At 65.9% G+C, this 12,670-nt stretch carries 9 protein-coding genes; 5 read left to right on the forward strand and 4 right to left on the reverse strand.

Annotated features, from left to right (window positions below; translation table 11 throughout):
- Positions 1-10: 10 nt before the first annotated feature.
- From DZC52_RS12735 to DZC52_RS12745, 3 genes are read right to left on the reverse strand one after another with little or no spacing between them, the layout of a single operon-like run.
- Entirely contained in the window at positions 11-943 is a 933-nt protein-coding gene (locus DZC52_RS12735) for an SDR family oxidoreductase (protein ID WP_116651528.1), read from the reverse strand.
- Positions 940-1,857, reverse strand: coding sequence for a bile acid:sodium symporter family protein (locus DZC52_RS12740; RefSeq protein ID WP_220338372.1), 918 nt, complete (start codon positions 1,855-1,857; stop codon positions 940-942). Before DZC52_RS12740 ends, DZC52_RS12735 begins: the two co-directional genes overlap by 4 nt.
- 21 nt (positions 1,858-1,878) lie before the next feature.
- Positions 1,879-3,627, reverse strand: a complete 1,749-nt coding sequence (locus tag DZC52_RS12745; protein WP_116651529.1) for a thiamine pyrophosphate-binding protein — start codon at positions 3,625-3,627, stop codon at positions 1,879-1,881.
- Between the two features lie 244 nt (positions 3,628-3,871).
- Here DZC52_RS12745 and DZC52_RS12750 point away from each other — a divergent pair, with 244 nt between their 5' ends.
- Positions 3,872-6,958, forward strand: a complete 3,087-nt coding sequence (locus DZC52_RS12750) for an efflux RND transporter permease subunit (protein WP_116651530.1) — start codon at positions 3,872-3,874, stop codon at positions 6,956-6,958.
- 30 nt (positions 6,959-6,988) lie between these two features.
- Positions 6,989-8,080: an efflux RND transporter periplasmic adaptor subunit gene (locus DZC52_RS12755; RefSeq protein ID WP_116651531.1), complete on the forward strand. Its 1,092-nt coding sequence runs from the start codon at positions 6,989-6,991 to the stop codon at positions 8,078-8,080.
- Positions 8,081-8,099: 19 nt separating this feature from the next.
- Here DZC52_RS12755 and DZC52_RS12760 read toward each other — a convergent pair whose 3' ends face one another.
- Positions 8,100-9,575 carry a winged helix-turn-helix domain-containing protein gene (locus tag DZC52_RS12760; RefSeq protein WP_181918945.1) on the reverse strand — a complete coding sequence of 492 codons (1,476 nt, stop codon included), beginning with the start codon at positions 9,573-9,575 and terminating at the stop codon, positions 8,100-8,102.
- Between the two features lie 335 nt (positions 9,576-9,910).
- Here DZC52_RS12760 and DZC52_RS12765 point away from each other — a divergent pair, with 335 nt between their 5' ends.
- From DZC52_RS12765 to DZC52_RS12775, 3 genes are read left to right on the forward strand one after another with little or no spacing between them, the layout of a single operon-like run.
- A complete protein-coding gene (locus tag DZC52_RS12765; RefSeq protein ID WP_116651533.1) occupies positions 9,911-10,654 on the forward strand; it encodes a glycosyltransferase family 2 protein in 744 nt (247 codons plus the stop codon).
- On the forward strand, positions 10,651-10,944 hold the full coding sequence (locus DZC52_RS12770) for a lipid-A-disaccharide synthase N-terminal domain-containing protein (protein ID WP_116651534.1): 294 nt from the start codon (positions 10,651-10,653) through the stop codon (positions 10,942-10,944). Before DZC52_RS12765 ends, DZC52_RS12770 begins: the two co-directional genes overlap by 4 nt.
- A complete protein-coding gene (locus DZC52_RS12775; protein WP_116651535.1) occupies positions 10,944-12,665 on the forward strand; it encodes an ArnT family glycosyltransferase in 1,722 nt (573 codons plus the stop codon). The genes DZC52_RS12770 and DZC52_RS12775 overlap by 1 nt, the downstream gene beginning before the upstream one ends.
- The last annotated feature ends 5 nt before the right edge of the window (positions 12,666-12,670 follow it).

Genomic DNA, 12,670 nt, shown 5'->3' on the forward strand with positions numbered 1-12,670 from the left:
GCGAGCTTCGTCAGGGTATCCGTTTCTCGAGGTGTTCTGCGAAGTAGTCGAAGGTCTCGGCCGAGGTCTTCTTCGGGGTGTAGCCGAATTCCTCCTTGAGGCGGCGGTTGGAGAGAACGGGGCGGTAGCGCAGGAAGTCGATCTGCTCCGGGCCGGTGGGTTTGCCCAGCCACTTGGCGATGCGCAGCCCGAGCTTGACCAGGCCGACGGGCAGGCTGAGCGTGGGCTTGCCCAGGCGGCGCGCGATTTCGCGCATGTTCAGGGCGCCGTCGCCGGCCAGGTTGTAGACGCCCTCGGCGTCTTCGCGGATGCCTTTCTCGAGAATGTCGAGCACGTCCTCGTCCCAGATGAAGACGAACGGAGAGTCGTGGCCCTTGAGCACCAGGATGCGCCTGGCGGTGAACAGGGCGGTGATCTGGTTGCGGGTTTCGGTACCCAGCACGGTGCCGGGGCGCAGCACGAGTTGTTTCAGTTCCGGGTGCAGCTTGCGGTAGCGCGCCAGCATTTCCTCGATGCGGCGCTTGTGGTCGGAATAGGCGAAGGTCTCGTTGCCCCTGAGTGCGTCGTTCTCGTCGATCCAGTCCGGGTTGTCGGCGTGGTAGCCGTAGGCCGCGCCCGAGCTGGTGACGGTGAGGTGCGTCACGCCGGTGTCCAGGCAGGCCTGCAGCACGTTGCGGGTGCCGCCGACGTCGATGTCGAAATCGCGCTGGCGGTCCTTCGAGGCCTGCAGCACGGAAGCCAGGTGGACGACGTGGGTGATTGCATGGGCGCGCATGACTTCGGTCAGGCTTCTTGATCGGATATCAAGCACTTGCAGCGGAAAGCTCAGGTCGTCGCGCTTGCGGATATCGGTGCCGAAGACCTCGAAATCGTGGGCCAGGCGGTTGCCGAGCTTGTGGCCGATGTAACCGGCTGCGCCGGTGATGAGGATGCGTTTGCTCATGCTGCTTCCTCCGCGGGTTGCGTCGGCTGTTCAGACGGCTCGGGCGGCGGGCGCCGCGCCCAGATCTGCGCCAGGGTAATGCCGGCGATCAGGTGCCACACGCCCCAGAAGCCGGCGATGAGCAGCATGCCGCCGGCTTCGGGGAAGAAGGTGAACAGGATGACCAGGCCCAGGCCGGAGTTCTGGATGCCGACCTCCATGGTGACTGCGCGCCGGTCGGCGACGGGCAGCCGGAAGGCGCTGGCCATGCCGAATCCGAGGCAGAAGGCGAGCAGGTTGTGGCCCACTACCAGCCACACGAAGGTGTGGAATTTCGCCAGGAAGGTGCTGAAATTCATGGCGAAAGCGATGCCGGCAAACGCCAGCAGCACCAGCAGGGAAAAGATCCGCAGCGGCGTCTCGCTCTTCTCGGCCAGCCTGGGCCAGTGCCGGCCGGTGAGCATGCCCAGCACCAGTGGAATGCCGAGCACCAGGACGACCAGTATCAGGATGTTGCCGGGGTCGAGGCTGATCTCGGTGAGGTACCCGCGCGTGTAGGGATTGAGCCAGCCGTAGAAGGCGAAGTTCAGCGGCGTGAGCACAATGGCCGCCAGGCTCGAGACCGCCGTCATCGACACCGACACGGCCACCGAACCCCGGGCCATGAAGGTCATGATGTTGGAGAAGTTGCCGCCGGGGCAGGCGGCGATCAGGATCATGCCCAACGCGATTTCCGGATCCAGCTTCAAGGCCCAGGTTACCGCGCAGGTCGCCGCCGGCAGCAGCAGGAACTGCGCCACCAGCCCCGCGGCCGGCGCGACGGGCGTCCTGATGATCCGGGTGAAGTCGGCCGGACGCAGGCTCAGCGCCACGCCGAACATCATCAGCGCCAGGATGACGTTGAGCAGGATCAGGCTGTCTGGATCGAAACGCACCGGATTGTCTTCCCCTTGTTCCTACCCTTTGGGTTCCTCATGCATCTTCTTGAAATGGATGAGGCCCGGCGCCCACATGTGCTTGACCGGATCCACATCCACGTGGATGACCGCGCAGCCGCCGTGGTCCAGTGCCCGCCTCAGTGCAGGCTCGAGTTCTCTGGCATCGGAGACGCGTTCGCCGTGCGCACCCATCGCCTCGGCCACCTTGTCGAAGGCGATCTCGCCGAGATCGGCCTTGATGGTCTCCTCGGGTTTGAGCGACTTGAACATGAGGGTTTTCAACGGCTTGAGCGCAAATTGCTGATTCATTTTCACCATGCCCCACTGCTTGTCGCACAGCACCAGGTAAATGACTTTCAGTTTGTTGCGCACGGCCGTTTCGATTTCCTGCGGATGGAAACCGAAGGCGCCGTCGCCGATGATGCAGCAAACCGGCTTGTCGGGCCGGGCCACGGCCGCGCCGATGGCCTGGGCTGCGCCCGCGCCGAGCATGCCGAACTTGAAGGTCGACAGCACGCGGTTGGGCACGCGGGCGCGGTGGTAGAACATCGCCCAGATGGCGGTGTTGCCGCCGTCGGCCACGATGGGCGAGTCGGCGTCGAAGACCTCGTTGCAGACGCTGGCCACGTGCGCCGGGTGCATGGGCACCGAGTCGTCCTCCAGCGCCTTGTTCCAGTCGGCTCGGTCCTTCTCGATCTGCTTGCCGTACTCGGCAACCCGATTGCGGCGTGAATCGATATTGGCCGACTGGCGCTCGGACAGCGCGCGGGCCAGGGCGTCGAGAAACTTGCCGACGTCGGCCTGGATGGCCAGGTCGGCGGGTTTGTTCAGGCCCAGCATGCCGGCGTCGAGGTCGACCTGGATGGTGGTCTGCTCGGAGGCCTTGCGCCAGTAGGGCGGCTTGCCCCACCAGTCGGTCTCGCCGACTCGCGAGCCCAGGATCAGCACCGTGTCGGCGTCGTTGCGCACCTTGTGGTTGAGCTTGACGTGCGGCATGGGCATGGCCAGGGGCGAGTCTTCGGTGATCACGCCCCGGGCGGCCCAGCTGGTGGTGACCGGTGCCTGGAGCTGCTCGGCCACGCGCTCGAGGGCGTCGAAGGCTTGCGCATGGATCACGCCGCTGCCGGCGTGGATCATCGGGGCGTCGGCCCGGGTAAGCAGCTCGGCGGCCTGCTCCACCTGCTCGGGCGTGGGAGAGGTCGGTTCGGTGTTGCGGTATTGCTTCGGCGCCCAGAGCGAAGGCAGGGACTTGAACTTGCCGTTCATGATCGTCTCCGGCACGTCGACGTGAACCACGCCCGGACGCCCGTCCCAGCTTGCGCGGAAGGCCTTGCGCATCAGTTCCGGCACGCGCTCGAAGGAGGAGGCAGCATGCGAGAACTTACCGATCTGGCCGATCACGCCGGCCTGGTTGAAGCACTGGTAGGCACCGCCGCGGTCGGGATACATGATCTCGGGCCGGCGCGCGCTGGTAATCGCCAGCACGCGGTTGCCCTCGGCCTGTTCGACGACCAGGCCGGGCAGCAGGTTGGCCACGCCGGGACCGTTGGAGGCCATGCACACGCCCAGGCGCCCGGTCAGGCGCGCGTAGGCACCGGCCATGTGCGCCGCGCTGGTTTCGTGGCGCGGCGTGACGATCTCGATGCCCAGCCGGTCGAGCGCCGAGTAGAAACCGAAATAGGTGCCGTCGATGATGCCGAAGACCTTCTCGACGCCTTCGGCCTGAAGCATGCGGGCGAGCAGTTCGCCGCCGGGGTAGTCCGCCATTTCAGCCTCTTGTGTTTATGTGCTTGTTCGAATGTTCGATGAGTGACTGTACACGTCCGTACGGACGAAGTCATGGCGCGATCTCGTTGCGTCGCCACTTTGGCTCGTGAAATCAATGCGTTAAAGCGATTCTTAAGGGCGCTTTCGGATCGTTTCCGGATGTTTCGGCAAGGCTTCAGGACTGGTCGGGCGGCGGCGGGAATGATGGAGCTCACATTCATTTCGCCCGCTACGGAATCGCGCCATGAACCTGTTCAAGCTATCCCACGCCAACCCGGTCGCCACCGTCGTCGTGTTCCTGATCGTCGGCATCATGGGCGCGGCCGCCCTGGTCAAGCTGCCGGTGCAGCTCACGCCCAACCTCGAGCGGCCGCAGATCACCATCCTCAATTTCTGGCGCGCCGCCGCGCCGGCCGAGATGGAGGCCGAGCTCGTCGAGCCGCAGGAAGCCGTGCTCGAAACCATCGTCGGGCTCGAGAGCATTCGGTCTTCGGTGCGCGCGGGCATGAGCATCACCACGCTGGAGTTTGCGGTCGGCACGGAGATGCAGGGAAAACTCATGGACGTGATCAACGCCATGAACCAGGCCCCACCGCGGCCGCGCGATGCCGAGGAGCCGATGATCAGCCTCGGTGGCCTCGATCAACCCCTGGCGACGCTGCTGATCCGCAAGACCCGGGAAGGTTCCGACGGTGATTTCACCGCCGACCAGGAATTGATTCGCCAGACCGTCGCGCCGGCGCTTCGCACGATTCCGGGTGTGACCAAGGTGGGGCTCAACAGCTTCCGCGAACCGCAGCTCGAGATCGTGTTCGACCCTTACCGCATGGCAGCACTCGGCCTGCAGCTCGACAGCCTGCTGGCGCGCATTCAGAGCGCCGGTGATGTCTCCGGCGGTTTTGCCTCGGTCGGTCGGCGCGAGTACACCGTGCGCTTCGCCGGGCAGTATGTTTCCGACGAGTGGGCGCAGATGATCGTCGCCTACAACGACGGCCGGCCGGTGCGCCTGGGCGAGGTCGCCGAGATTCGCCAGGGGCACGAAACGCTTCGCGGCTTTGCCTACCGTGACGGCTACCCGGCCTTCTACATCCAGCTGTTCGCCGCCACCAACGCCAACACCGTCGACATCATGACCGCGTTGAAGGCGCGCGTTGCCGAGGTCAACGAGAGCCACCTGCTCGACAACGAGCTGGAACTGATCCTCAGCTTCGATTCTTCCGAACACATCAAGCGCGCCGTGGCGCTGGTGCAGGGCAACCTGGGCCTGGGCATCGCGCTGGCGATGGGGCTTCTCTACCTGATGCTGCGCGGCTGGCGCGCGACGCTGCTGATCGCGCTGACCATTCCGGTCTCGCTCCTGTCCGCGCTGCTGGTGCTCGACCTGCTGGGGCGCAGCCTCAACATCATTTCCCTGGCGGGCCTGGCGTTCTCGGTCGGCCTGGTGCTCGACGCCGCCATCGTGGTGCAGGAGAACATCGTCCGATTGCTGCAGCACGGCGAGTCGCTGAAGAAGGCAGTCGTGAGGGGCACGGTCGAGGTGGCGCCGGCGCTGTTCGCCTCCACGCTGACCACGGTGGCGATCTTCACGCCGATCGTTTTCATGGAAGGCGTGGAAGGCCAGCTGTTCTTCGACCTGGCGGTGAGCATGGCCGTGGCCGTGTGCGCGTCTATGCTGGCTGCCTTCTTCCTGGTGCCGGTGATTGCCGGGGTGTTCCTGAAGCCTGATGCCGACGGCGGCCAGCCGCCGCGCTTCTGGCACCGCCTGGCGCGCCGTTACCTGGCCGTGGCCGGCACCGACCGCCGCGCGCTGCTGTGGCTCCTGGTGCTCGGCCCCGGCGCGGCGGCGGTGATCTGGGCGCTCACACCCGACACCGACTTCCTGCCCGAGGCCAAGTGGGAAGGCATCATGACGGTCTTTTCCGTGCCGCCGGGCGCCAGCTACGAGACGCTGGAGAATGAGATCGGCCGCACGCTGATGCGCCGGCTCGAGCCGTATCGCAATGGCGAGAAGACGCCGGCCATCCGCGCCTACAACCTGGCCATGAGCGAGGGGGGCAAGATCCTGTTCGTCTATCCGGAGAACCCGCGCGAGGTGCAGGACATGCTGCACCTCCTGCGTACAGAAATCCTCGCCGGGCTGCCGGACACGCGTGCCTTTCCGTTCCAGTCATCGCTGCTGAGCCTCAACGTGGGCGGCAACCGTTCGGTCTACCTGAACTTCAACGGCGAGCTCGACGACGCCTCGCGCCAGGTCGCCGCACAGACCATGCAGCGGATTCAAAGCGAGATTCCGGGCGCCGGCCTGCGTCCCTTGCCGAGCCTGAATGCCGCGCAGCCGCAGCTCGTACTGCGCCCCGACGACCATGCCGTGGCGCAGGCGGGGCTGGATCGAGGCCAGGTGGCGAGGATGGTGCGCGCGGCCACCGGCGGGCTCTACGTCGGCGAGCAGTTCGACGGCAACCAGCGCCAGGACATCATTCTCAAGGCGCCGCGCTGGGCGAGCCCCGAGCAGCTCCAGGCCGTGCCAATGGCCACGCCGCTGTCGGGCGTGCAGACGCTGGGGCAGCTCACCCGTGCCGACCGCCAGGCCGGGCCGACCCAGCTGCGCCGCTACAACGGTGAGCGCACCTTTACCCTGGCGATCACGCCGCCTTCGGACATGTCGCTGGAAACCGCGCTGGAGAAGCTCGAGCCGATCATGGCCGACGCCCAGGCGCAGGTCAGCCCAGGCATCCACCTGATGCTCTCGGGTGGCTCCGACGACCTGGCCGACACCATCGACACCATGATCTGGAACTTCGCCTTCGCCGTGCTGGTGTTGTTCCTGCTCATGACCGCCTTGTTCCGCTCCGCGCTCGACAGCGCGGTGGTGCTGGCATCCATGCCGATGGCGCTGGCCGGCGGCGTGCTCGGGCTTCGCGCGCTCAATCTGTTCGCCTTCCAGTCGCTGGACCTGCTGACCATGATCGGCTTCGTGATCCTGATGGGCCTGGTTGTCAACAACGCCATCCTGCTCATCGACCGCGCGCGCCGCGGCCGTGCTGGCGGGCTGTGTGCCGAAGAGTCAGTCCGCATGGCTGTCGAGACGCGCGTGCGCCCCATCTACATGAGCACGCTCACCTCGGTGGTCGGCATGCTGCCGCTGGTACTCGTGCCCGGCGTGGGCAGCGAGATCTACCGGGGGCTGGCCGTGGTGATCGTCGGCGGCATGCTGACCAGCACGCTTTTCACCGTGGTCTTCATGGCCTCGGCGCTGCGGCTGATGGCGCGGCTGCGCGAGCGCCGCTGGGCCGCCGACAGTGATTCCGAATCCGCAATCCAGACGTCCTGATCCAGTCATCCTGATACGGGAGTACGCAAAATGAACATCACCCAAACCATCAAGCACATCGCTTCTTCCGCCGTTCTGGCCGGCGCCCTGTTGGCCGCGCCGGCCCTGGCCGCGAACCAGCCCGTGGTTTCCGTCGTGCCGGTCGAGTCCGACCGGGTCAGCCCGACCCTGATGGTCACCGGAACGGTGCAGAGCCGCTTCGACTCGGCCGTGTCGGCCGGCATTGCCGGTTCGATCACCTGGGTTGCCGAGCCGGGCACGCGGGTGGCGCAGGGCGAGGCAGTTGCCCGTCTCGACGATCGATCCTTCGAGCTGGCTGTGCGCGAACTCGAAGCCCGGCTGAAGAAGAAGGAAATCGAGATCGGTCGCCTCGAACGAGATCTCGAGCGCTACCGGCGCCTGCAGGCGCAGCAGTCGATTTCCGCGCGTGACGTCGACGCGCTCGAGGCCGACCTGGGCATGGCGCGCTCGGACGCTGAACTGCTGGCCGTCGAGATCGACCGCGCCCGCGAAGACCTGGCGAAGACGCAGATCGTCGCGCCCTTCGACGGCATGGTGACCAAACGCTTCCAGCAGCAGGGCGAGAGCGTGTCGGCCACGCAGCCGGTGGCGCAGCTGGTCAGCACCGACGCGCTCGAGATCCGCTTCCACGGACCGCTGGCGCACAGCGAATTGCCGTCGGCCGTCGGGACCTTGCGCGTGCACTGGGGTTCGGGCAGCGCCGAGATGGCGGTGCGCGCCACGGTACCGGTCAGCGACGAACAGTCGCAGAGTTTCGTGGGCTACCTGACGGTGCCGGCGGACATGGCCTCGCGCTTTCGAATCGGCCAGTTGATCAGCGTGGCCGTGCCCACGGCGCTGCCTTCAGAGCAATTCATCGTGCCGCGCGACGCGCTGGTGCTTGGCGAAAAGCAGATCCGGGTGTTCGTGCTCGACGAGGACGGCAAGGCGCTGGCGATTCCCGTCGAAGTCGGCGCGGACCACGGCGATTTCGTGGCCGTCGAGGGTTCGCTGGCCGCCGGCCAGCAGGTGATCGTGCGCGGCGCGGAGTCGATCCGCAGCGGCGACCAGGTGACCGTGCTTTCGTCGGAAGAGTTTCCGGTGACGACGCTCAACAGCTAGGCGCGCTGCGCTCCGTTCCTCAGTTGGTGGACTTCGGATCGCCTGCCCGCTGCGGCAGGCGATCGAGCAGTTCGGCAAAGCGGGGGTCGTTTCTGAGGGGCAGGTAGTGGGGGTCGACGTTGACCAGCAGGATCTGGGGCTGGCGCTCCTCGACGGCCTCGTCGAGCCATCGAAAGGCTTCATCGGGCCGGCCGGCGACGACCGCGTAGCGTGCCCAGGCGATGGGCGGACGGTAGTGGCCGACATTCGCTTCCAGACGGTCATCGAGCATTCGGCCGAACAGGGCCTCGATGCCCTGCTGCCGGTACAGCTCGCTGTACTCGGTGACCTGATCTTCTGCGACGCTTTCCTCGCGCATCAGCAGAACAAGCTGTTCGAACGCCAGCTCGTCGTCATCGAGCAGCAGCCCGAGGCGGTGGAGCATCCGGCCGAAATGCTCGGAGTCGGGCTCGGAACTCATCAGCCGCCGGGTCTCGGCCAGCGCGCGTTCGAGCTCGCCGCGCATGGTGTAGACGAAGCTCATGTTGAGAAAGCGATACCAGGCCGGATCGGCCTCGCGCAGGCGCTGGAGAACCTCCTCGGAACGCTCGAATTCGCCGAGTGACAGCAGGAACTCGCTGTAGGGCAGGTAATTCTGCGGATCGTCCGGTGCCAGTTCGATCGCGTGCCTGTAGGCCTGTTCGGCCGCCGGCAGGTCCCAGTCGGCCAGCCAGTAGAGCTCGGCCTTGCGCAGCCAGGCACGGGCGTTGCCCGGATCGAGTTCCAGGACGCGATCGAGCAGGGCATGGACCTCAGCGGCGTAGAGCTCGATATCGAGGTGGCCGGTCAACCCGCTCAGGTCCAGCTTGGCCTCGGCGATGCCCAGGTAGGCCGCCGCAGTGCCGGGATGCTGCTCCAGCACGGAGCGGAAATCGGCGATGGCCTGTCGCAGGGCCTCGGGCCGATCGCTGCCGAGTCGCTCTCTGGCCTCTTCGAGCAGCCGGCCCACTTCGCCGCTCGGCTGGCTGGCGGCGGACGATTGATCGGTGGTCGGTGCCGAAGGAGGCGCACCGTCGCGAGTTACCCACCAGCCGCCGATAGCGGCCACCAGCAGGCCAACGGCGACAATGCCGGATGACAGCCACCATCCCATTCGGGAACCGGCGGCAGAATACGGGCGCGCCGTCTCTTCGGTCAGATGCCGGGTCTCCGGCAGCCAGATGTAGCCCGTGCCGGTGACCGTACGGATGTACCTGGGCGCGGCGGCGCGGTCGCCCAGCACCCGGCGAAGCTTGCTGACTGCGACCGAGAGGCTGTCTTCGTTGACGATGCGGCCCGGCCAGATCTCTTCCATCAGCCAGGTCTTGGTCAGCACCTGCCCGGGGCGTCGGCAGAGGGCGTGCAGCAGGTCAGACACTTTCTGCTCCAGGATCAGGTCGTCCTCGCCCATGCGCAGCCGGCCCTCGCGTGGAAAGAACCTGGCGTTGTCGAAGACGTAGTGAACTGGGGGCTCCATGATCCGGGTTTCGCGATTTCTTCGACAGATTGGCAGACGCGTAATGATAGTCCAGCCGTGCAATGGAGTCGGAGTGGCGCGATCCGGGCGCGGGGTCTTCTCCAAGTGCTTGTGATTGAAGGCGTATACTCTGGCCGTGTCATTTGCCGTATTCACCAATCGGCTCGAAACTGCTTGAATTGCGGCTGCGGGGGCAATTCCTGCGCTTGCGTGAATGAAACTTCTCGCTGCATTCAGCATTTCATTTGCTGACTGTCCAATATATTTCGCGCGCTCCCTCAATCCAGGCCGCTGCAGCGGCAGGCCCGACAGTCACCCAAGAATGCACGGAGCCCATGGACGTATCCATCATCATTCCAGCCCGAGACGAGAGCGGCAATCTTCCCGGCCTTCTCGACGAGATCGACGCGGCGATGAAGCCGCTGGGGCTGCAACACGAAATCCTGGTCGTGGACGACGGCTCCGAGGACGACACCTGGTCGGTGCTTTCCGAACGCGCAGCGGTGGATTCCTCACTGCATCCGATCAGGCACCGCAAGAGCGCCGGGCAGAGCACCTCACTATGGCAGGCGGCGCAGTTGGCGAAGGGGCGCTGGCTGGCCACCCTCGACGGCGACGGGCAGAACGATCCGGCCGATCTGCCGCGCTTGCTGCAGCACGCAACTGAAGGGAAGCTGGAGATGGTTGCGGGCCACCGCACCACGCGGCGGGATACGTGGTTCAAACGCCTGTCGTCGAAGATCGCCAACGGCGTGCGCTCGCGACTGCTGCGCGACAATACGCCCGACACCGGCTGCGGGCTGAAGGTCATCAGGCGGGACGCTTTCCTGCGCTTGCCGTATTTCGATCACATGCACCGCTACCTGCCGGCTCTGATCCAGTTCCAGGGCGGTCGCTGTGAGTCGGTTCCGGTCAATCACCGGCCCCGCGGAGCCGGCGAATCCCACTACGGACTGAACAACCGGCTTTGGGCAGGGTTGCTGGACCTGATGGGCGTGATGTGGCTTCGCAAGCGCTGCCGGCTGCCCGCCGAATGCGAGACAATGGACGGCACGGCAGACAAGGAGGAACAGTCATGAGCTCACCGTGGATCTGGCTGGCCGTGGGTTTTCTCGGCCAGGCACTCTTTTCGGCCCGTTTCCTGGTGCAGTGGGTGGTCAGCGAGCGCGCTCGCCGCAGCGTCGTGCCGCTGGCGTTCTGGCTGTTCAGTCTCGGCGGGGGGGTCACGCTGCTGGTCTATGCCATTCACCGCCAGGATCCGGTCTTCATCGTCGGGCAGGCTTCGGGTCTGCTGATCTACACCCGAAACCTGATGCTGATTCGCGGCGAGCGACGTCGGGAGGCCAATGTCAGTGGCGTGACGGACTGATGCGCGGTCCGGCAAGCGATGTGCGCCGGCTCTCGGAGAGCCGGCTGGCCTGGCTGTTCCTGGTCGCGCTGGTGATCTTCGCGGCGGGCGTGGGCCTGCGCGATCCCTGGCCGGCCGACGAGCCGCGTTTCGTGCTCAACGCGCTGGAGATGATCGAAACGGGCAACTGGCTGATTCCGCATCGCGGCGGGGAGGCTTACCCGGACAAGCCGCCGATTTTCATGTGGGCCTCGGCGGTTTCGATCCTGGCAACCGGCTCTGTGCGGCTGGGGTTCCTTCTGCCGTCGATCCTGGCTGCGCTGGGCACGCTCTGGCTGGTGGTGGACATCACGCGCCGGCTGCACGGCCGACGCATTGCCATGCTGGCCGGGCTGGCGCTGATCGCCACGGTGCAGTTCGCGTTGCAGGCCAAGTTGGCCCAGATCGACATGCTGGTCACGTTCTGGATCACCCTGGGTGCCTACGGCATGATGCGACATGCGCTGCTGGGCCCGGCCCGGCATTGGTGGTTGATCGGCTGTGCGGCGATGGGCTTCGGCGTGATCACCAAGGGCGTTGGGTTCCTGCCGCTGTTGATGGTGCCCGTCTGGACGGCGCTGGCGCGGCGCGGCGATGCGCAGCCGCTTCCGGCCTGGGAGTTGCTGGCGGGCTTCGGTGTGGTACTGGCCGCCATCGCGGTATGGGTGGTGCCGATGGCAATGTACACGACAGCCAGCGGTGACCCGGCGTTGCTCGCTTATCGAGACAACATCCTGCTGCGCCAGACGGCCGAGCGTTATGCCGATTCATGGGGACACCTCCAGCCCTGGTACTACTTCGTTGTCGAAGTGGCGCCCTGGGCCTGGCTGCCGCTGTGGCTGGCGATTCCCTGGGCGGTACCGAACTGGTGGCGGCGCCTGCGCCGCGGCGATGCGCGCACCATCCTGCCGCTGTCGGGCGTCATTCTCATCCTGATCTTCTTCAGCCTGTCGCCAGGTAAACGCGGGGTCTACCTTCTACCCACGGTGCCGCTGCTGGTCCTCGCCCTCGCTCCCATGCTGCCGGGCCTGCTCGACAAGCGCGGACCGAACTGGCTGGCCACGGGCTTCCTGGTGTTCCTGGGCGGGCTACTGGGCACGGCAGCCGTAATGGGCTGGACGGGTTTCGAGCCGTTGATGGAATTGTCCGAAAAGCACGATGCAACGCCCTGGCCATGGCTGGCCTTCCTGGCTGCGGCGATGATCGGCTTGCTGGCCCGGCTGAAACCGCGCCGCGGCGCCATGGCTCTTGCGTTGTGGCTGGGCATTCTGTGGCCCACTGTCGGCCTGTTTGCCTGGCCCGACATGAACGACAGCCGTTCGCCGCGCGACCTGATGCGGCACGTCGTGGAGATCACCGGCGAGGATGCCTGGCTGGCGGTTCACGACTTCGGCGAGGAGTTCCTGCTTCAGACGAGGCAGCCGACGGTGCACTTCAGCTATCACGCTCAGGATGGACAAGAGGCGCTGCGAGCTTTCGACTGGCTGCAGCAGGCGCCGACGAAACGCTGGTTGCTGATCGCCCAAGAACACGACGGCCTGATCGATTGCATGGACCGGAGCGAAGCGCATGACCTGGGCTTCCAGAACAGCCAGCACTGGTGGCTGTTTCCCGGGACCGCGGCCGCGGGTTGTGAGGGCGACCCGGATGCTGCGCCGGTCTTTGTGGCACCGACCTCGCTTCGCCGTTCGCCGTACCTGTGAGACAT

Source organism: Wenzhouxiangella sediminis (genome assembly GCF_003410055.1).
GTDB lineage: Bacteria > Pseudomonadota > Gammaproteobacteria > Xanthomonadales > Wenzhouxiangellaceae > Wenzhouxiangella > Wenzhouxiangella sediminis.

Excerpts from the sequence above, each read along its gene's own strand:
- DZC52_RS12735 (WP_116651528.1), bottom strand. The coding sequence starts at position 943 with ATGAGCAAACGCATCCTCATCACCGGCGCAGCCGGTTACATCGGCCAC.
- DZC52_RS12750 (WP_116651530.1), top strand. The coding sequence starts at position 3,872 with ATGAACCTGTTCAAGCTATCCCACGCCAACCCGGTCGCCACCGTCGTC.
- DZC52_RS12770 (WP_116651534.1), top strand. The coding sequence starts at position 10,651 with ATGAGCTCACCGTGGATCTGGCTGGCCGTGGGTTTTCTCGGCCAGGCA.
- DZC52_RS12775 (WP_116651535.1), top strand. The coding sequence starts at position 10,944 with ATGCGCGGTCCGGCAAGCGATGTGCGCCGGCTCTCGGAGAGCCGGCTG.
- DZC52_RS12760 (WP_181918945.1), bottom strand. The coding sequence starts at position 9,575 with ATGGAGCCCCCAGTTCACTACGTCTTCGACAACGCCAGGTTCTTTCCA.
- DZC52_RS12765 (WP_116651533.1), top strand. The coding sequence starts at position 9,911 with ATGGACGTATCCATCATCATTCCAGCCCGAGACGAGAGCGGCAATCTT.
- DZC52_RS12755 (WP_116651531.1), top strand. The coding sequence starts at position 6,989 with ATGAACATCACCCAAACCATCAAGCACATCGCTTCTTCCGCCGTTCTG.
- DZC52_RS12745 (WP_116651529.1), bottom strand. The coding sequence starts at position 3,627 with ATGGCGGACTACCCCGGCGGCGAACTGCTCGCCCGCATGCTTCAGGCC.